General features: G+C 49.7%; 29 protein-coding genes and 2 pseudogenes. 30 read left to right on the plus strand and 1 reads right to left on the minus strand.

Features of this window, described 5'->3' with window-relative positions:
- Positions 1 to 126: 126 nt before the first annotated feature.
- A complete protein-coding gene (locus IR141_RS02935) occupies positions 127 to 972 on the minus strand; it encodes a S24 family peptidase (RefSeq protein ID WP_135034189.1) in 846 nt (281 codons plus the stop codon).
- Positions 973 to 1,286: 314 nt separating this feature from the next.
- On the opposite strand from IR141_RS02935, the gene IR141_RS02940 reads away from it, so the two are divergent.
- The 30 genes and pseudogenes from IR141_RS02940 (at position 1,287) to IR141_RS03080 (ending at position 15,875) form a co-directional block, all read left to right on the plus strand.
- Positions 1,287 to 1,535, plus strand: a complete 249-nt coding sequence (locus IR141_RS02940) for a helix-turn-helix domain-containing protein (RefSeq protein WP_135034190.1) — start codon at positions 1,287 to 1,289, stop codon at positions 1,533 to 1,535.
- A complete protein-coding gene (locus tag IR141_RS02945) occupies positions 1,532 to 3,646 on the plus strand; it encodes a Mu transposase C-terminal domain-containing protein (protein ID WP_135034191.1) in 2,115 nt (704 codons plus the stop codon). The genes IR141_RS02940 and IR141_RS02945 overlap by 4 nt, the downstream gene beginning before the upstream one ends.
- Positions 3,647 to 3,659: 13 nt before the next feature.
- Positions 3,660 to 3,788, plus strand: coding sequence for a hypothetical protein (locus IR141_RS13760; RefSeq protein ID WP_255518785.1), 129 nt, complete (start codon positions 3,660 to 3,662; stop codon positions 3,786 to 3,788).
- An 86-nt stretch (positions 3,789 to 3,874) separates the two neighbouring features.
- On the plus strand, positions 3,875 to 4,603 hold the full coding sequence (locus IR141_RS02950; protein WP_135034192.1) for an AAA family ATPase: 729 nt from the start codon (positions 3,875 to 3,877) through the stop codon (positions 4,601 to 4,603).
- On the plus strand, positions 4,600 to 5,163 hold the full coding sequence (locus tag IR141_RS02955) for a hypothetical protein (RefSeq protein WP_135034193.1): 564 nt from the start codon (positions 4,600 to 4,602) through the stop codon (positions 5,161 to 5,163). Before IR141_RS02950 ends, IR141_RS02955 begins: the two co-directional genes overlap by 4 nt.
- On the plus strand, positions 5,156 to 5,482 hold the full coding sequence (locus tag IR141_RS02960) for a helix-turn-helix transcriptional regulator (protein ID WP_228068142.1): 327 nt from the start codon (positions 5,156 to 5,158) through the stop codon (positions 5,480 to 5,482). Before IR141_RS02955 ends, IR141_RS02960 begins: the two co-directional genes overlap by 8 nt.
- A 73-nt stretch (positions 5,483 to 5,555) precedes the next feature.
- On the plus strand, positions 5,556 to 5,735 hold the full coding sequence (locus IR141_RS02965; protein ID WP_135034194.1) for a hypothetical protein: 180 nt from the start codon (positions 5,556 to 5,558) through the stop codon (positions 5,733 to 5,735).
- A 2-nt stretch (positions 5,736 to 5,737) separates the two neighbouring features.
- Positions 5,738 to 5,977, plus strand: coding sequence for a hypothetical protein (locus IR141_RS02970; RefSeq protein WP_135033430.1), 240 nt, complete (start codon positions 5,738 to 5,740; stop codon positions 5,975 to 5,977).
- The gene (locus IR141_RS02975) at positions 5,970 to 6,182 is read left to right on the plus strand and encodes a hypothetical protein (RefSeq protein ID WP_135034195.1); all 213 of its coding nucleotides are present in this window, start codon (positions 5,970 to 5,972) and stop codon (positions 6,180 to 6,182) included. The genes IR141_RS02970 and IR141_RS02975 overlap by 8 nt, the downstream gene beginning before the upstream one ends.
- Positions 6,183 to 6,327: 145 nt before the next feature.
- Positions 6,328 to 6,795 (plus strand): hypothetical protein, encoded by a 468-nt coding sequence (locus tag IR141_RS02980; protein ID WP_135034196.1) that lies wholly within the window; start codon positions 6,328 to 6,330, stop codon positions 6,793 to 6,795.
- Position 6,796: 1 nt separating this feature from the next.
- Positions 6,797 to 7,285 (plus strand): class I SAM-dependent methyltransferase, encoded by a 489-nt coding sequence (locus IR141_RS02985; RefSeq protein WP_135033325.1) that lies wholly within the window; start codon positions 6,797 to 6,799, stop codon positions 7,283 to 7,285.
- Positions 7,286 to 7,441: 156 nt separating this feature from the next.
- Positions 7,442 to 7,612, plus strand: coding sequence for a hypothetical protein (locus IR141_RS02990; protein WP_167743004.1), 171 nt, complete (start codon positions 7,442 to 7,444; stop codon positions 7,610 to 7,612).
- Positions 7,609 to 8,103 carry a hypothetical protein gene (locus IR141_RS02995; protein ID WP_135034197.1) on the plus strand — a complete coding sequence of 165 codons (495 nt, stop codon included), beginning with the start codon at positions 7,609 to 7,611 and terminating at the stop codon, positions 8,101 to 8,103. Before IR141_RS02990 ends, IR141_RS02995 begins: the two co-directional genes overlap by 4 nt.
- Positions 8,100 to 8,561 (plus strand): hypothetical protein, encoded by a 462-nt coding sequence (locus tag IR141_RS03000; RefSeq protein WP_135034198.1) that lies wholly within the window; start codon positions 8,100 to 8,102, stop codon positions 8,559 to 8,561. The genes IR141_RS02995 and IR141_RS03000 overlap by 4 nt, the downstream gene beginning before the upstream one ends.
- A complete protein-coding gene (locus IR141_RS03005; RefSeq protein WP_135034199.1) occupies positions 8,554 to 8,742 on the plus strand; it encodes a hypothetical protein in 189 nt (62 codons plus the stop codon). Before IR141_RS03000 ends, IR141_RS03005 begins: the two co-directional genes overlap by 8 nt.
- On the plus strand, positions 8,714 to 9,112 hold the full coding sequence (locus tag IR141_RS03010) for a hypothetical protein (RefSeq protein WP_135034200.1): 399 nt from the start codon (positions 8,714 to 8,716) through the stop codon (positions 9,110 to 9,112). Before IR141_RS03005 ends, IR141_RS03010 begins: the two co-directional genes overlap by 29 nt.
- A gap of 16 nt (positions 9,113 to 9,128) precedes the next feature.
- Positions 9,129 to 9,656, plus strand: a complete 528-nt coding sequence (locus IR141_RS03015) for a host-nuclease inhibitor Gam family protein (RefSeq protein WP_167743006.1) — start codon at positions 9,129 to 9,131, stop codon at positions 9,654 to 9,656.
- Complete coding sequence (locus IR141_RS03020) at positions 9,656 to 9,856, plus strand: hypothetical protein (RefSeq protein ID WP_135034202.1); 201 nt, start codon at positions 9,656 to 9,658, stop codon at positions 9,854 to 9,856. Before IR141_RS03015 ends, IR141_RS03020 begins: the two co-directional genes overlap by 1 nt.
- A 40-nt stretch (positions 9,857 to 9,896) precedes the next feature.
- Positions 9,897 to 10,181, plus strand: a complete 285-nt coding sequence (locus IR141_RS03025; protein ID WP_135034203.1) for a hypothetical protein — start codon at positions 9,897 to 9,899, stop codon at positions 10,179 to 10,181.
- A 13-nt stretch (positions 10,182 to 10,194) separates the two neighbouring features.
- Positions 10,195 to 11,082, plus strand: coding sequence for a recombination-associated protein RdgC (locus IR141_RS03030; protein ID WP_135034242.1), 888 nt, complete (start codon positions 10,195 to 10,197; stop codon positions 11,080 to 11,082).
- Between the two features lie 12 nt (positions 11,083 to 11,094).
- Positions 11,095 to 11,307 (plus strand): hypothetical protein, encoded by a 213-nt coding sequence (locus IR141_RS03035; RefSeq protein WP_135034204.1) that lies wholly within the window; start codon positions 11,095 to 11,097, stop codon positions 11,305 to 11,307.
- 130 nt (positions 11,308 to 11,437) lie between these two features.
- The gene (locus IR141_RS03040) at positions 11,438 to 11,944 is read left to right on the plus strand and encodes a hypothetical protein (RefSeq protein ID WP_135034205.1); all 507 of its coding nucleotides are present in this window, start codon (positions 11,438 to 11,440) and stop codon (positions 11,942 to 11,944) included.
- Positions 11,945 to 12,037: 93 nt separating this feature from the next.
- Positions 12,038 to 12,235, plus strand: coding sequence for a hypothetical protein (locus tag IR141_RS03045; RefSeq protein ID WP_135033482.1), 198 nt, complete (start codon positions 12,038 to 12,040; stop codon positions 12,233 to 12,235).
- Positions 12,236 to 12,521: 286 nt separating this feature from the next.
- Positions 12,522 to 13,100 (plus strand): annotated as a pseudogene (locus tag IR141_RS03050) (antA/AntB antirepressor family protein).
- A 3-nt stretch (positions 13,101 to 13,103) separates the two neighbouring features.
- Positions 13,104 to 13,292 carry a DNA polymerase III gene (locus tag IR141_RS03055; RefSeq protein WP_135034206.1) on the plus strand — a complete coding sequence of 63 codons (189 nt, stop codon included), beginning with the start codon at positions 13,104 to 13,106 and terminating at the stop codon, positions 13,290 to 13,292.
- 207 nt (positions 13,293 to 13,499) lie between these two features.
- Positions 13,500 to 13,850 (plus strand): gp16 family protein, encoded by a 351-nt coding sequence (locus IR141_RS03060; RefSeq protein ID WP_228068143.1) that lies wholly within the window; start codon positions 13,500 to 13,502, stop codon positions 13,848 to 13,850.
- A 206-nt stretch (positions 13,851 to 14,056) separates the two neighbouring features.
- Entirely contained in the window at positions 14,057 to 14,518 is a 462-nt protein-coding gene (locus tag IR141_RS03065; protein WP_167743008.1) for a Mor transcription activator family protein, read from the plus strand.
- 23 nt (positions 14,519 to 14,541) lie between these two features.
- On the plus strand, positions 14,542 to 14,751 hold the full coding sequence (locus tag IR141_RS03070) for a hypothetical protein (protein WP_135034208.1): 210 nt from the start codon (positions 14,542 to 14,544) through the stop codon (positions 14,749 to 14,751).
- 279 nt (positions 14,752 to 15,030) lie between these two features.
- Positions 15,031 to 15,510, plus strand: a pseudogene (locus tag IR141_RS03075) (glycoside hydrolase family 108 protein); the annotation flags it as partial.
- Positions 15,511 to 15,653: 143 nt separating this feature from the next.
- On the plus strand, positions 15,654 to 15,875 hold the full coding sequence (locus IR141_RS03080) for a hypothetical protein (protein ID WP_135034210.1): 222 nt from the start codon (positions 15,654 to 15,656) through the stop codon (positions 15,873 to 15,875).
- Positions 15,876 to 15,975 lie beyond the last annotated feature (100 nt).

Below are 15,975 nucleotides of genomic sequence, written 5' to 3' on the forward strand. Positions count from 1 at the left end.
AAAACAAAAAATAACGCCCAAAACAGGCGAAAATCAAAAACGCAAAAAAACGCGCAAAAATGAGCATATTTCAATCATTTTTGCGCGTTTTTTGTCATGGAATAAACGGGGAATTATCAAATCCGATTATTTTGCTATGCCGCAACTCCATAAATAGCGTCCGAGTATCTCGAAGTCGTGCGGCTCGGCTTGGGATAAATCCAGCTCAGTATTGGGATATATAACCTTATTGGCGTTATCGCTGATTATATTAAAGGTATGTGCATTCAGGCGTTGCAGGCGTTTGATGCGGATTTCATCGTATTGGCGAAAAAGGTAAATTCCTTCTTCGGTGTATTTGGCTGTTGCGTACCACAAGGCTGTACCCAAGTCTATCAAGGTCGGAAACATGCTATCTCCCTTAACTCGAGTACAGAAGCAGCGATTCGGATTTACGCCTAAGTGATTGAAAAATGAAGCCCTAAACCACATTGCCTCTGTTTCTTCTTCATCCCACGCGATCACGCCATTGCCTGCGCTGCCGTACACATTCACATGATAGCGCACAGGAACAATATTCTCGGTATCTTGGCTGGAAGCCCATGCCTTATAGTTTTTAATCAGATTATCCATGCCCACAGGAATGGAATCAACGGAATAGGAAGCGGGGGTTTCTTTGATTCTTGCTGCGGGCTTCGGGGTGCTTTGACTATATATATAGCTTTCAGATGGAACAATCCCGCCTTGCGGCGTATTGTTGCTATCTTCAATTAGATGTAGCAAGTCTTTTTCTTCTAATTCATCAATAACATATCTAGGCAAAGGATAAATTCTTTTTATACCTTTTTTCCCACCTTGAGACGGTACCTCATCAAATGGCCAATTTTCATTTTGTGCGCGGTATTGAATCGCCCGTCCAGTATTGGGCAGGCTGCGTAAGTTAAATGTCGACACCAAATTTTCTATTTCAGAAACGCTAAATTTTGCATTCATAACTTTCCAAGTTCCGTTGTAAAGCATGGAAAAAATCTTAGAAACTTAATATTAAATAAAATCAAATATTTAATAAAAAGCTGAGAAAAAATCTTGGAAAATTAGTTGCGAAATATTTTCCAAGCTTTATAATCATTAAAAACAACGAACGGCAATTTTAAAAGCATTATAACCCGTTTGTTTCTGTTCTTTAACAATTTGGAAAAACGCCGAAAAAACGCAGACAAACGGTCTTTTATGAGAAGGCTGTTTAACAGGCCGTCTGAAACCAATCGGGCGGCCGATTAAACGGTTTTTACAAGAAAGGAAAACGTATGCACCCTGAATTAATTAAGGCGAAATTGCGTATGTCCGGCTATACATTGGCCGATGTAGCAAGGATTCACAATATTGCTGAAAGTAATGTGCGCTCCGCCTTGAGACGGCCTAATCCTACGGGAGAAAAAGCCATTGCGGCGGTAATGGGTAAAAAACTTCATGAGTTGTGGCCTGAGCGGTGGACGAAAGACGGCAAGCGCATCCGACCGCGCTACGCACACTTATATAAGGAATCGGCAGCATGAAAGCGCATTATTCAATTTCCGAGCTTTTTAAAATGAACTTGGAAATTTTCACAAATAAAACGGCACGCACGATACAAAATGTAGCTATTCGAGAAAATTGGTCTTTTGTTGAAGTGTCCTGCCAAGGCGGAAAAAACGGCAAACGCCGCGAGTACACCCCGCCGCCAGAAGTGCTGGAGCAAATCCGACAACGGCAGACGGAGAAGGTGCTTGCCGAACTGCCGCCGGTACCGACGGTTGCCCAGCCGAGCACGGCAGTATCAACAGAGATGCGTTACGACAACACTACTGAAGCCCAGCGCACCCGCGAAGGGGCGAGGCTGGCGGTGTTGAAGGCGGTGGAAAAGCTGATGGAAGAATCGAAAGTCGGCAAGGATGCAGCGATTACGACGCTGCTCACTCAGGCGCGGTTGCCGCAGTTTGCCCATGTTGCCAAAACCTTTGCGCTGGCATTGGACGAGCGGGGCGCAGGCAGTTTGAAGTTGCCGAGCAGCCGTACCATCAAACGCTGGTTTGCAGCGCGGGAACAAAACAGCCTTGCTCCCAAGGTTGTGCAAAAAAACATGGAAATGCCCTACTGGCTGCCCTTGTTTTTGAAATGTTACCGCCAACCGCAAAAGCTGACGGTGGTGATGGCCTACGAACTGTTTTGTGCGGTGATGCGCGAAGAATACCCCGACAGGGTTGCTCCGAGCATACACGCGGTACGGCGGGCGATGGACAAGTGCGGCGCGGTGGCCTTGCAGGACGGACGAATGGGCAAGCGCGAGCTTAAGAACATTCTGCCGCACAAAACACGGGATTTCCTGAACCTGAAACCCGCCGACATCTACACCGCAGACGGCCACACCTTTGATGCGGAAGTGCTGAATCCGCGCAGCGGCAGGCCGTTCCGCCCCGAAATCACAACGGTGGTGGATATTCACACGCGGCGGTGCGTAGGTTGGAGCGTGGGCTTGGCGGAAAGCCGATTGACGGTGCTGGAAGCCTTAAGCCATGCCTGCAAAACGGCGATTCCCGCCATTTGGTATGTGGACTGGGGAAAAGGCTTTGAAAACGTGATGATGACGGACGAAGCCACGGGTGTACTAGGCAGGCTGGGCATTACGATGAGCCACTCCCGCGCTTACAACTCGCAAGCCAAGGGCGCATCCGAACGCAGCCACAACATTTTTACCAAAGCGGCCAAGTTTTTGCCCACTTATGTGGGCAAAGACATGGACGCGGAAGCACGGAAAAAAATGTTTCATTGGAGCAGAAAGGAAATCAAGCTGCAAGGCAAGATTGTGAATGCCCCCGTAATGCTGTGGGACGACTTCAAAGCCTATGTTGAAGCAGTAATCGATGCCTACAACAACAAGCCGCACCGCTCGCTGCCGAAATTTACCGACCCTGAAACGGGAAAAATGCGCTTTATGACCCCTAACGAGATGTGGGCGTTGGGCGTAGCCAAACACGGCGAACCGTTAAGGGTAACGGCTGAAGACGAAGGCTGGCTGTTCCGCCCGCAGGAGATGCGCAGCGTATCGCGCGGGCAGGTTTCGATATTGAACAACACCTACTTCAGCGGGGTTCTAGAAGAGTTCCACGGCCAGCGGGTGCGGGTGGCTTATGACGTAACCGATGCCCAATGGGTATGGGTATATGACGATGTAGGCCGTCTGATTTGCAAGGCCGAGTGGAACGGAAATTCTACCGATTATATGCCGAAAAGCTTTATAGAGCAGTCAGCAGAAAACCGCGCCGACCAAGCCTTGAAACGTTTGGATTTGAAACGTGAGAACGTTTTGGCCGAAAAAGGCGTGGCAGGCATCGGGCAACAGGAAACCATGAATATCGGTGGCCTGAACATCAATTTGGAACAAGCGCGGCAGCAGCACGAACAGATGCTGGCGCAGCGGATGCAACAGCAAGAGCCGGAAACGGTGCAGGCGGTGCAAGCCAAAGCGGATACGGGCTGGACGGTTCCCGAAACGCCCGCCGAGCGTTTCGAGCTGTATCAACGGATAAAAGATTCCGACAGCCTGCCCGAGCGGGCGGCAGTTTGGGTGCGGCGTTATCCGAACAGCGCGGAATATAAGTCGTTTATGAACAGACAGGCAGTCAGTTAACAAGAAAGGGGTAATGATGAAAACCATGAGTACGACACCGAAATGGCTGGCATTGCGCATGGCCAAAACGCAAAAACACCGTCGGCTGATGCGCTTTTTTGAGCGCGAAGTGTTGCGACGGACAAGCCGAACCGCGCAATAAAATGCCAAAAGCGGTTTTTTCAGACGGCCTTTAAACCGCCGTTTAAACACAAGTTAAACAGGTACGAAAATACGGAATTTAAAACCATGAAAATAGCGAATATCAACAACTTATCTTTGGCATCGGTAGCAATGCAGCGTTTGGTGGGGCGGAAAGACGGCCTGCCGGGCTTGGGGGTGCTGTACGGCCCCAGCGGTTTCGGGAAGACAACGGCGATGGTGGCGGTGGCCAACGAAACCCGCGCCTATTATGTGCAACTGCGCAGCGCGTGGGCAAAGAAAACCCTGCTCGAAAAAATCTGCTTTGAAATGGGCATCCCCCCCGCCAAAACCACGGCAGGCTGCCTAGACCAAATCTGCGAACAACTGGCGGCCAGCCAACGCCCGCTGATTTTAGATGAAGCGGATTATTTAGTGACCAAGGCGGGTATGGTAGAGCTGGTGCGCGATATATACGAAGGCAGCCAAGCACCCGTGATGCTGGTCGGCGAAGAGCAGCTGCCCGCCAAGCTGAAGAAATACGAACGCTTCCACAACCGCGTGTTGGCATGGATAGGCGCGCAGCCGGTGAGCATGGCCGATGCGGAGCAGCTGGCGGCGATACATGCGCCGTCAGTCAAAATCAAGCCCGATCTGCTGGCGCATTTGGTGGAGATTTCGCACGGTTCGGTGCGCCGCGTAACGGTCAACTTGGCCAACTTGGAAAGCCAAGCCGACACGCTGGGCTTTGATGAAATCGGGCTGGCCGATATTAAAGGCTTGAAGGGTTTTGATTTTTATGTGGGTGAAGCACCCAAACGGGGGATGAAATTATGATTAGCGTGGAATTGAGCAAGCCGCGCAATGTGCGGCAGGCGGTGTGGGATGTTTTGCAGGCCAACCGCCACCGGTTTTTAACCGTAAACCAAGTGGCGGAAAAGGCAGGCATTCCGTTTCAGACGGCCAATGTCTATATGTACAAACTGTTTAAAGGCGGGTTTATCAAGGCATCACGAGGCAGCCGTTTCCGCAACAGCTCGGCCTACGCCCTGAAAGAAGGAGCCGTGCCGCGCGACGCTCCGTATCTCAATAAAGACGGCAGCGCGGGAAAAGGCAGCGTAACCGAGGCATTGTGGCGCAGCATCAAGATATTAAACCGCTTCAGCCTCGATAGACTGCACAGCCATGTCAATATGACGCACAGGGTGGCAAAGGTGCATATGAAACAATACCTGACCGCGCTAACCCAAGCAGGCTATTTAAGGCAAGCCGAAAACCTTGAATACCTGCTGATTAAAAACACGGGGGCGGAAGCGCCGCAACTGTTGGCGGTAACGGAGATTTACGACCCCAACCTCGACAAAATCACACTACGGGAAGTACCTGATTATGAATAAACAATACATGAATGATGAATGGTTTGGCATTTTGGAGCGCGAAGTAAAGTTGAGCAGCCGCAGAAAAGTAGCGGAAAAAATCGGATACAGCCAAACCACCGTGAGCTTGATACTCAACGGCAAGTATGCGGGAAAAACCGATGCGGTCGCACACAAGGTGATGTTGGTGTACACCAATACCGAATGCCCGTTTAAGGAATCGGTGATTACTTTACAAGAGTGCCGCGATTATGCCCATGCGCCCGCACCGACGCACAACCCCGCAAAAATGCAGCATTGGCGGGTGTGCCAAAACTGCCCCAAACGGCCTGAAAAATAGCCAAGCCATTGATACGGCTATATATTTTTTGCCTTTTGGTTTTTATAAGTTATTGAAAATAAAGGAAATTAAGATGAGTAAGCGATTAAATTGGGAAAAAAGAACCATCCGAAACGGAGTGTTTGAATTTTTGGGTAACACATACTGTTTGACCGGCTACCCCGGTCAGGAAGACGAGGGGATGGAGATTTTAGTTGCAAAAAATAACGCAGGGAAAGTTGTTGTTAAAGCTCCCTTAAAAAAAGGGATTTAAAAATGCAAAACATCAAATTAAGGCATTTGTTGATGATACCGGCGATTGTGATTGTTGTTACCGCCTGTGCCAACAGATGCACCGAAGCTAGACCCGCCTACGGCATCTATCAAAATGAAACACCTGCACAGCGGGTGGTACGCGAGCAACAGGATTTAGCCGACTTTGCCGTGCTTGAGCTCGAAAAAATCTACGAGCGCATGAGCGACGAAGAAAGAATGCGCGGGGTGGTATATGAATAGCCACCGACGGCGCAACCAAGACTGGCAGGCATACGGCCAGCACCGCAGGCGGCAGCGGATTTATCACAATCTGTACAGCCCGCACACCAAACACGGGCGGCTGCAAGCGGCAATCAGGCAAATCAAACAACTTTACGGCGAGAACGCCATTATTACGGGAGCGGAATATGAGCAAAAAAAATCAGACGGCCTTATGGCTTATTAAGGCGTGGCTGGCTGCGGTAGTGATGTGCTGGTCGGCTGCAACATTGGGCGGGTATTTGGGCTGGTTGACGGTGCAAAAACTTATCGGGCAATAATTTTTTTGCCTTGCAAATTCATAACCTATTGAAATATAAGGAAACATAAAAATGAACAGATTAACAGACGATCTGATTCGCGCGGCAGAAGACACGCAAACGCCGGTGCATTTAAACCTGCTGTTAAACGAAGCGGCCTTGTGCATTATGCGCTTGGAAACCCGCGATTTGTACGACCAAAAACGCCTTGAGTGGTTGGAAGATTTAGGCGGCTTTGCAATTGACAAGAGCGATGGGGAACACCCTACCGTAACCGTGCAGATGTGCGAAAAAACCTGCTTTGTTGCGATCGCACCGACGGTACGCGAAGCCATCGACTTGGCTTTTGAAGAATGCAGCGGGGTAAGCGTATGCAAACACGACCCCGAAGCGGCGGAGCGGGCGAAGTTTGAAGCGTGGATGTGCCGATTGAATAACGGCGACCGCCTCGCCCGCAATCCTGACGACGGCGGCTATGAAGACGTGAGCATCGATTACGCGTGGATTGGTTGGAAAGAGCGGGCAAAGGAGACCGTGTGAAATGAAAGTTTTAGACCCTTGCTGCGGCAGCAAGATGATGTTTTTCGACAAAGAAGACGAGCGCGTGGTGTTCGGCGATAAACGCCACGAGCAACATCTGCTTAAAGACCGCCACTATTTGCGGAAACTAGAAATATCCCCCGACGTTCGGTTGGATTTTACCGCCCTGCCATTTCCCGATAACACTTTTCCGGTGGTGGTTTTCGACCCGCCGCACCTGATTCATGCGGGCGAGAAATCGTGGTTGGCCAAGAAATACGGCGTATTGGGCGGGGGGTGGCAAGACGATATACGGAAAGGTTTTGCCGAGTGCTTCAGGGTGCTCAAACCTGATGGCGTACTGATTTTTAAGTGGAACGAAAACCAAATCAGAGTACACGAAATACTGGCCTTGACCGACCAAAAGCCACTATTCGGGCATGTGAGTATGAAGCACAAGAAAAACCAAACGCAAACCCATTGGATAACGTTTTTAAAGGAGGCCGTCTGAAAATGAAAGAAGCAATTAAGAATCTGCGCGAAGAATGGAAATTTTACCAAACCTGTAAAAAAGACCCTGATGCAGGCAAAACGGGGGGCGAAAGCAGATGCCCGCGAGTGGTTGCATAGCGCGGTAGAAGAAGTTTTAAAGAAAGCGAGATAAAAAATGTTTGAGTTGGTTTTAGCAATGATGCACGCGGCCATATTCGGCGGGATTTTCTTCCGTGCTTGGGGTACAGATGACAGGCAGGAGCGTATCTCTTTGTATCTGTATGCCTTTTTTTCATTATCAATGTCGATTACGTTTATCGCCAAAATCGCGGAGAAGATAACGTGAACACCAAATGCCCCAACTGCGGCGCAGTCCACAGCCTCGACAGCCTGATCGGCAACGACGGCGCGGCGGATTTGGTTAAGGCGGTGTTGGAGTTTGACGCCGCCATCGGCAAAGCGGCGGTGCGCTATGTGGGCTTGTTTCGGCCGGCGAAAAGCCAACTGACCTTTGCCCGCACCGCCAAGCTGCTCGGCGAGTTGCTGCCGGACATTAAGGCCGGGCAAATCAGCCGCGACGGAGTGGTTTATCCCGCTCCGCCCGAGGCTTGGCTGCATGGTTTTCAGACGGCCATTGATGCGCGGGATGCGGGTCGTCTGAAACCGCCGCTGAAATCACACGGTTATCTCTACGAGATTATCAGCAAGTGGCAGCCCGCCAATCTGCCTGTGGCTGTCGCAACAGCAAAACCGACCGCCGCACCGGCTGCCAAGCCCAGCCAAACCCTAACCGCAGCCGCTGCGCTGCAGGCAACCAAGAAAGGAGGCCAATCATGAGAGAGTTGCCCGCAAGTCTGCACAACGCCGTTATCGACGGCTTAACCCTGATACTCGCCCTGCGTCTGCCGGGTACGCCCGCCGCCGATACCGTGCAGGCCACGGCGCAGGCGTGGAGTGTGGCATTGGCCGCAGGCAAAGCATGGGACGCAGAACAGGATATACCGCGTATCAATCAGGCCTTTGCGGTGCTGGCCGCCCAAGCCGACCGCTGGCCTGCCCCGCGCGACCTGCTGGGCTGCCTGCCGCCACGCCCCGAGCGGCTGAAACTCGAGCATCGGCACAGGCCGTCTGAAAAGGAAAAAGCCGCCGCACAAGCCGCGCTGGGCAGAATCAACGCAATACTGGCAAAAGCCCCGTGCTCAAACAGAAATTGGATGTACCCACCGCGCATCCGGTCGGTGGAAGAATGTAAGCGTATTTATGCTGAAAGGCAGAAAGGTAAGAGATGTGAATAACAAGCGTGTTTATTTGGACGATTTTGAAAAAACCCTGTTGGCGGAGTTTTTGGAAAAACACCGTCTTGAATTTGAAGAACTGGCGAAACAATACGGCCTTGCAGGCGTAACCGTTACCCGAAAACTGTTACAGAAAATGAAAGGAAATGATCATGAAAATCGAAGTTTTAAAACCCGTTGAAATTGAAGTTTACGCCGTGCGTATCAACGCCGCACTTGATGAAGAATCCGCAGAAACCGTACCCGATTTTTTGCTGCAAGACGGCGGAGATTTTGAAATCTTGATTGAGATTGATACAGGCCGCGTTGTGGGGTGGCAGGGTAATGTGCCCGTCCGCATTGCCGATAAGTTAAGCGACAGCGGCACATATACCCTGCTCGACAAAGATATGAACCATATAGCGCGGCTTGAACATGAATATGTGCCCAACCGCTTAATCCCCGGAGATTACGGCGATTATATCAACCTAAAAATCAATGCGGAGGGTTGTGTGGAAAATTGGCCTAAGCAGCCGGATGTGAGCGAATTTTTTGAAAAAGACTATGAATAAAAGAAAGGAAAACGAAATGGCAAGAAAAAAACGATATAACACCCCCGCCTTCACGGTGGGTATCCAAACCCGCGACGAAGCGGTCGAACACATCAAACGCTATGGCGATTTAAGCCGCGAGGCAACGCGCATGGTAGCCGACCACAACGACACCGTGGCCGAAATGCAGGAAAAGCTCGACGCGCAAATCGCCCCTATCACCGCTGAGATGCAGGCCATCGAAGCAGGCGTGTTGGCATGGGCGACGGCCAACCGCGATATGCTGACCGACAACGGCAAGGTCAAATACTGCAACCTGACCACCGGCACGATACGCTGGCGTTTCGACCCGCCCAAATGCCAAGTTCGCGGCGTGGACGCGGTGCTCGCCCTGATGCAGTCGGACGAAAAGTACGCCCGATTCGTGCGGACAAAACACGAAATCAACAAAGACGCCGTGTTGAATGAAGCTGATTTTTTCGCAGCCAACCCCGTGGCGGGTTTGAGCATCGTACAGGGCGCGGAAAAATTCGCGATTGAAGTCAACGAACAGGAGGTGGGCTGATGGCTGAAATCACAATCATCATCCGCGATGAAATGCAGAGCGACGGCTTGGCCGGCGTATCAATAAGCTACGAAGGCGATTTTAAGCCGATGCAAAGCGGTGTTACGTTGACCCGAGCGCAAATGGCGGCAAACTCTATCAAGGCTTTGATGGATTTTGTGGAGACTAAACCGGATTTAAGTAAGGTCGTGATTAATTGATTTGTCGGCGGGCATTGCCCGCCTTTTAAAAGGAAATGATATGGCTGTTGAATTTGATCCAAAAGGCGATTGCTTTAGTTTTGGAATACCCAATGGCACTTGGTTTGCTGTGTTGAAAGAAACAGCTGTGGGTGATGTGTTGGGAAGAAATTACTTAAATGATTCTATTGATGCTACCGAAGAGAAAGCCTTGCAATGCGCGGAAGCGTTGAAAAGTTGGATGCCCCCGGGGAATTGGTATTTTGGATACTCTCCAGATAAAGATGAGATATTGCCTATGATGATTGAGTTTTTTACAAAATGCCAAGGATTTACTACTCATTAAAAGGAAAAACATCATGTGGTTTAAGCAATTAACGGCATATCGGTTGCCTGAAAAGCCGGAACAAAGACACCTAGACGAAAGCCTAAGTAATGCCCAATTCACACCGCCTGCCGGCTTGGATTGGTTTAGCGAGGGTTTTGCTATCCCTACCCCGTTTGATAATTTTTTTGTGTTTAACGCCAAAGGCCATTACTTAATCAGCCTCAAGCGCGAAGAGAAGGTGTTGCCCGCCGGCGTGATTAATAATGTGCTGGCCGAAAAAATCGAAAAAATCCAAAAGGCGGAAGCGCGCAATGTTGGCCGAAGAGAGAAGCGGGAACTCAAAGAACAGATTACCGACGATCTGCTGCCCCGCGCCTTAACCCGCAGCAGCCGCACCCATGCCATCTTAACGGACGGCTGGCTGCTGGTTGACAGTGCCACACCGAGCAAAGCGGAAAACCTGTTAACCAAGCTGCGCGAGGCATTGGGCGGGCTGGAGGTCAAACTGCCTGCGACCAAGCAATCGCCGGCTAGTTTGATGACTGAATGGCTGCTCAACGGCCAAGCGCAAGGCGGGTTTGAGTTGGATTGCGATGTTACTTTACGCGGTGTCGGCGATGTTGCACCGCGCGTGACAATCAGCAAAAAAGACCTGACTGCCGATGATGTGGTACAGCATTCCCGCAATGGTTTGTATGTAGTCGAATTGGGCTTGATATGGCGCGAGGAGATCGCATTTTTGTTGACCGAAAATCTGACGTTGAAACGCATCCAGTATCTTGATGTGGTGCAAGAGAATGCCGATAGCCAAGCCGATAATGCTGCCGACCTTACGGTTGCATCGCAAATCATCATGACTGAATCGTTAACGGCCATGCTTAATGAGCTTGTGGAGCATTTGGGTGGCTGGCAGGATTAGAGGCCGTCTGAAATGGATTACATCCGCAATGCCTACAAAATGTCTTATTTACAGCCCGGGACGGAAGTCGAATACCTCGGCAGGCGCGGGGTGATTACAGGGGCGAAAGGCGGTTATCTGCTGGTAGATTTTGGCGACGGCAAGCCAACCGCCCAACACCCCGAATACAATGTAGCCTATTTTGTGGACGGCGAGCTTGTTAAGGATTTCAGACAGGTTGTTTGAAAAGCCCAAATCCAAGCAGATTTAAAAAAAGTCTGCTTCAGTTTGGGTTTATCTATACCGATTATTCATATTTTTAACCGTTCAGGTTAAAATCAGCGCGTAAACTTGAACGCAATATGGAGAAATCGTTATGAATAAAAACTTTTTAATTATTTTGAGTTTAATCTGCTTATCTGCTTGTGGGAAAAGTGCCGAAGAAATTGAGTTGGAGCGAGAAAAAATCGCTTTACAGCGTGAAATGTTGAGACAACAAAAGTCACAACAGCCAGCTACACCGGCATCAAGAATAGAACAGCCAAAGCAGGTGCAAACGGAAAGCAGTCATACTGTTACCGTTGAAACCACTCCGCAAGTGGCACAGCCAAAAGAGCGGGAACCACGCCGTGCAAGCAAAGGGGTTCTAATCAGCAATGCTAAACAATACGCGGGGGGAACCTTGTTGCGAAGCCTGCAAGAATATTATCGCGACAATGAAAGTATTTTATGCGGTGAGTATATGGTTGGCGATCAGTTCCGAAGATTTGTATTTGTACAAACATACAATGAACAACAAGGTACTTGGGTAAAGAATTTTTTAGCCGACCCTAATTATTCGCACGAATACACACAAAATACTTGGCGAGAATACTGTCGTTAAGTATTTAAGAGAACAGGTATTGGCGGACGGATTAAGTCCGCTTAAATTTTCGGTTTTGAGTATAATTAAAACACTTTGTAATAGGGCTTTAATATGGAAAAACAACTGCAAGCCGCCTATGCGGCATTTGTTGAAAAACACGGGCGGGAGCCTGTGTATCTTAAAACGAACCAATTGCATTATCCGGCTATTGAGCCTTTTTGCCACACCGACTACGCAACAGGCACGGATACCCGCTATCAAGCGGCTTTGGTGCTGGTGGGCAATGTGATCGGATGGTTTTTTGAGTAAGTTTTTTTGTAAAACAGTTGCAATTATTACGTGTTTGCCGTATTGTAATTTTAGGTGCTCAAAACACCTTGATTACTACGCGGTTCATAACGCCCCGATAGCGCGGCTTTTTTATGCCTATCATTTCAGACGGCCTGCTCAGGTCGTCTGAGTCACAGCCTTATGGCCGAGTGTGCGAGGAATACAATACCCGTAAGGGGAATAACTCCGCCGTTCGTAGTACGGTTTTGAGCACTCGGCCGCCCATTATGGGCTTCTCATAAATCCTCTCAAAAAGGACTGCGAAATGAACACTCAATTAATCCCCACCCTTTCAGGCTGCCTAGACGGTCAAACTCAATCACTTGTAAATGCCAAAGATTTGCACGCATTTTTAGGCGTAGAAACAAAATTCAGAGATTGGATTAAACGCCGCATCTCGGATTATTCTTTCACGCAAGATATTGATTTTTGAGAAATCTCAAATTTGAGCAATCGTGGATTCTGGCAGACAGAAAGCAAAGACTATTTGTTATCTTTGGATATGGCCAAAGAACTCTGCATGGTGGAGCGCAACGAAAAAGGCCGTCAAGCCCGACGTTATTTCATCGAAATGGAAAAGCAGGCCAAAGCCCTGCCCGATGCCATCCTGCACCGTATCGACGCGCTGGAAGACGCTTATTTTCAGGCCGTGCCGGAAATGCTCAGCCTGATGCGCTACCGCAATATGGGCTTGAATCTGACCGAAATCGGCAAGCTCATGGATTTAAACCCGGGCGCGGTTGCCTACCGCCTGAAAAAGCTGAATGATTTGGGCTTCGTGCAGTATCAACCCAATCCGCAAATCGGCAGAAGTGCCCAACAAAGCTTGGGCTTGGAGGGCTAAACCATGAACAACGAGTTCCGCTTAAACCAACTGGCTAACGGTTTGGAGTTTTTGGGCAAGCTGCTGATGGCAAGCAACGGTAATGCCCGCAGCTGCAACGGCCTAACGGGCGATGATGCCGAGCAATGCGGCAATCTGCTTTTGGTGTTGTCCGACTATGCTGCAATGATAGACCAACATACCCGCGATTAATGGCCGTCTGAAAAACTAATCCCCGCCCTAAAAAGCGGGGATTTTTTACGCCTTTAAAATGCCAAATAAAAATACAAAATATAGTAGTAAATAATATAAAAAATGATAAAATAACACAACATATAGTATTTTTGAGACGAAGCCGTGCAGCCTGATAACTGTAAAAAACTGATTGCCAAAATCAAGATCGCCCAAAAGCAGATGGGTATGTGCGATGACGCTTACAGAGAGATGCTGGTGCGTTTAACCGGTAAAAATTCTTGCTCGCTGATGGATATGAGCGAGTTGGAGCGGGTTGTGGCTGAAATGAAAACCAAAGGCTTCGCGCCAACCAATAAAAACTACGGCCATCGACCAAGCAGACGGCAGAGCGCAGACCCGATGATGCGAAAAATCGAAGCCCTGTTGGCCGACGGCGGCCTGCATTGGAATTATGCACACGCGATGGCCAAGCGGATGTTTAAGGTTGACCGTGTGGAATGGCTTTCAGACGGCAATATGCACAAGTTGGTGGCGGCGTTGCAGATTGCGGCAAACCGCAAAAAGAAAGAGGCTTGATATGGATAGGCAGGATGTTATCAATATTATGTGGAGCGTATTGGGCTTTCTGTTTTTGTGCAGTTTTTGTTTATGTGGTGTCCATTACGTTATGCAAAATGATTTCGGGCATTTGGCACGATGTTTGATAGTGGCTTTTATCGCCGCAGTTATTGCCGTGTGCATCAATGCAGCGATATTGGCTTACCCGAAAAGGGGGGAATAAAATGGCTTGGAGCTTGAGTGAAAAAGATTTTGACGACGTGCGTCATCTGCTCCCGGACGGTGCGGTTGATTTGATTCAGGTGGTGGGGGCGGATGCCGCCTACCGCCTGATTAAGCGTTGGGGCGGAACGAGCCTGCCGGTGGGAATGAACAAAACCCGCAACGGTAAAATTCTGCACGCCAAGTTGGCCGAAGAAATCGGCGAAGAAAATGCGCTTAAAATCGGGCGTATTTTCGGGCGGCAGCGGTTTTTGTGGGTGCCGAAGTGCCAAGAAGCCCTGCGCGAGCTGCGCAACCGCCAAATCCGCGCCCGCCTTGACGAGTTAACGATGGGCGACGGCATCTACTCCATGCCCGAAGCGGTGCGCAAAACCGCCGTCGAATACGATTTGACCGACCGCCAAATATGGTACATAGCCAAACAGGCAGATATTGAAGCCAGCCCGCAGCCGGCATTGTTTTAAGTGAATTTGTTGAAAGGATAAAAATGGCGGAATTAGACCTAAGCCGCGCCGTTCATTGCGAATCATATTATGATGAAAACAGCGTTACCGTTTATAGAAATTCTAAGGACGACCACACAATGGTACTTGGATTTGAAGGCATAGAGGTCATTATTGATGACATTCAAGCAATCGATATCATGAACAAACTGGCACACTTTTTTAATTATGAATTGGTGGACTTAGATGCTTGAAATCAGCCCGTTCATTTTATTTCACTCTGTGCAATAATGTTTCAAATCCAACATCCCACACAAACCCATTCAAACCCGCCAAATCCCATTTATCTCACAGACCCCTATATATTTATCTCACTTGGTTTCATTTAAGGCCGCCTGAAAACACCCAGCCCCCGATTTGTTCGGGGGCTTTTTGCTTTGGAATGAAATAGATGCAGCCGTTTTTCAGACGGCCTTTTTTTATGATGAAGCCCTGTAAAACATTTTTTAAACCATGTTTAAAGGGCTTTTTTTATGAGGGAATTTGATACGGCCATCGAGCGCGTACTTGGCCATGAAGGCGGTTATGCAAACGACCCGCGCGATGCGGGCGGCGAAACAAATTGGGGCGTTACCAAAGCGACTGCCCGCGCCAATGGCTACTCAGGCCGAATGCGCGAGATGACGCGCAATCAGGCAAAAGAAATTTACCGCAAGGCGTTTTGGGAACGCTTCGGCTGTGGGGATATGCCTTTTGCCATCGGTTATCAGTATTTTGATGCCTGCGTCAATCACGGGCGCGGTAATGCCGTCCGTTTCTTGCAGCGGGCGTTGGGTGTGGCAGATGACGGCATTATCGGCCCGGTAACGAAAGCGGCCATACGCGCCGCCGATATTTCCGAATTGGTGCGTAAATTCAACGGCCAGCGTTTGTTGTTTTACACCAAATTGAAAGCCTTTGATGCGTTTGGGCGTGGTTGGGTAAACCGCGTGGCCTTAAACCTGCGTCATGCGGTAACGGACGGCTGTGCGCACAAGCTCGCCGACTACGGCGCGAACATCGGCGCATACGTTAAGGCTAACCGTCATTTCACTTCGCTGCATCGAGACTTTTTGAAACATGCCGCCGTGCGGATGATGAATGGGGGGCGTTTCTGATGGGCATTTTCAAAAGGCTTTTTGCAGCGGCCGCCGCCTTTTTGCGCGGGGTTAAAAACGCTGAACCGACCGAAGCCGAAACCGTGCGCAAGGCCATGCTGCTGCCGCGTGTGCGTGTGATTGGCGAATACCCCAAGCCAAACTACGGCAAATCGGGCGTTGCCGCTGCCAAGCGTACGGCGCGTAAGGCGCGAAACCGTAAAAAGGGGCGCAAATCATGACAAAAAAAACGCTGATTGCCTTGGCTCATAGCCTTGCATTATCTGCCGTACCGATTGTTGCGCCGCCACCTGTGCGCTTGTGCCGACAGCACCCGAGTAT

Origin of the sequence: Neisseria sp. 19428wB4_WF04, from assembly GCF_015235335.1 — a bacterium.
Lineage (GTDB): Bacteria > Pseudomonadota > Gammaproteobacteria > Burkholderiales > Neisseriaceae > Neisseria > Neisseria musculi.

Bases quoted from the DNA above. Each gene is read 5' to 3' on its own strand.
- IR141_RS03065 (WP_167743008.1), top strand. From the start codon at position 14,057: ATGGCTTGGAGCTTGAGTGAAAAAGATTTTGACGACGTGCGTCATCTG.
- IR141_RS02945 (WP_135034191.1), top strand. From the start codon at position 1,532: ATGAAAGCGCATTATTCAATTTCCGAGCTTTTTAAAATGAACTTGGAA.
- IR141_RS02940 (WP_135034190.1), top strand. From the start codon at position 1,287: ATGCACCCTGAATTAATTAAGGCGAAATTGCGTATGTCCGGCTATACA.
- IR141_RS02980 (WP_135034196.1), top strand. From the start codon at position 6,328: ATGAACAGATTAACAGACGATCTGATTCGCGCGGCAGAAGACACGCAA.
- IR141_RS03055 (WP_135034206.1), top strand. From the start codon at position 13,104: ATGAACAACGAGTTCCGCTTAAACCAACTGGCTAACGGTTTGGAGTTT.
- IR141_RS03025 (WP_135034203.1), top strand. From the start codon at position 9,897: ATGGCTGTTGAATTTGATCCAAAAGGCGATTGCTTTAGTTTTGGAATA.
- IR141_RS02960 (WP_228068142.1), top strand. From the start codon at position 5,156: ATGAATAAACAATACATGAATGATGAATGGTTTGGCATTTTGGAGCGC.
- IR141_RS02935 (WP_135034189.1), bottom strand. From the start codon at position 972: ATGAATGCAAAATTTAGCGTTTCTGAAATAGAAAATTTGGTGTCGACA.
- IR141_RS02990 (WP_167743004.1), top strand. From the start codon at position 7,442: ATGTTTGAGTTGGTTTTAGCAATGATGCACGCGGCCATATTCGGCGGG.
- IR141_RS02975 (WP_135034195.1), top strand. From the start codon at position 5,970: ATGAATAGCCACCGACGGCGCAACCAAGACTGGCAGGCATACGGCCAG.
- IR141_RS02970 (WP_135033430.1), top strand. From the start codon at position 5,738: ATGCAAAACATCAAATTAAGGCATTTGTTGATGATACCGGCGATTGTG.
- IR141_RS03040 (WP_135034205.1), top strand. From the start codon at position 11,438: ATGAATAAAAACTTTTTAATTATTTTGAGTTTAATCTGCTTATCTGCT.
- IR141_RS13760 (WP_255518785.1), top strand. From the start codon at position 3,660: ATGATGAAAACCATGAGTACGACACCGAAATGGCTGGCATTGCGCATG.
- IR141_RS03035 (WP_135034204.1), top strand. From the start codon at position 11,095: ATGGATTACATCCGCAATGCCTACAAAATGTCTTATTTACAGCCCGGG.
- IR141_RS03000 (WP_135034198.1), top strand. From the start codon at position 8,100: ATGAGAGAGTTGCCCGCAAGTCTGCACAACGCCGTTATCGACGGCTTA.
- IR141_RS03020 (WP_135034202.1), top strand. From the start codon at position 9,656: ATGGCTGAAATCACAATCATCATCCGCGATGAAATGCAGAGCGACGGC.
- IR141_RS03010 (WP_135034200.1), top strand. From the start codon at position 8,714: ATGAAAATCGAAGTTTTAAAACCCGTTGAAATTGAAGTTTACGCCGTG.
- IR141_RS02965 (WP_135034194.1), top strand. From the start codon at position 5,556: ATGAGTAAGCGATTAAATTGGGAAAAAAGAACCATCCGAAACGGAGTG.
- IR141_RS03070 (WP_135034208.1), top strand. From the start codon at position 14,542: ATGGCGGAATTAGACCTAAGCCGCGCCGTTCATTGCGAATCATATTAT.
- IR141_RS03030 (WP_135034242.1), top strand. From the start codon at position 10,195: ATGTGGTTTAAGCAATTAACGGCATATCGGTTGCCTGAAAAGCCGGAA.
- IR141_RS02985 (WP_135033325.1), top strand. From the start codon at position 6,797: ATGAAAGTTTTAGACCCTTGCTGCGGCAGCAAGATGATGTTTTTCGAC.
- IR141_RS03015 (WP_167743006.1), top strand. From the start codon at position 9,129: ATGGCAAGAAAAAAACGATATAACACCCCCGCCTTCACGGTGGGTATC.
- IR141_RS03045 (WP_135033482.1), top strand. From the start codon at position 12,038: ATGGAAAAACAACTGCAAGCCGCCTATGCGGCATTTGTTGAAAAACAC.
- IR141_RS02950 (WP_135034192.1), top strand. From the start codon at position 3,875: ATGAAAATAGCGAATATCAACAACTTATCTTTGGCATCGGTAGCAATG.
- IR141_RS03060 (WP_228068143.1), top strand. From the start codon at position 13,500: ATGTGCGATGACGCTTACAGAGAGATGCTGGTGCGTTTAACCGGTAAA.
- IR141_RS03080 (WP_135034210.1), top strand. From the start codon at position 15,654: ATGGGCATTTTCAAAAGGCTTTTTGCAGCGGCCGCCGCCTTTTTGCGC.
- IR141_RS02955 (WP_135034193.1), top strand. From the start codon at position 4,600: ATGATTAGCGTGGAATTGAGCAAGCCGCGCAATGTGCGGCAGGCGGTG.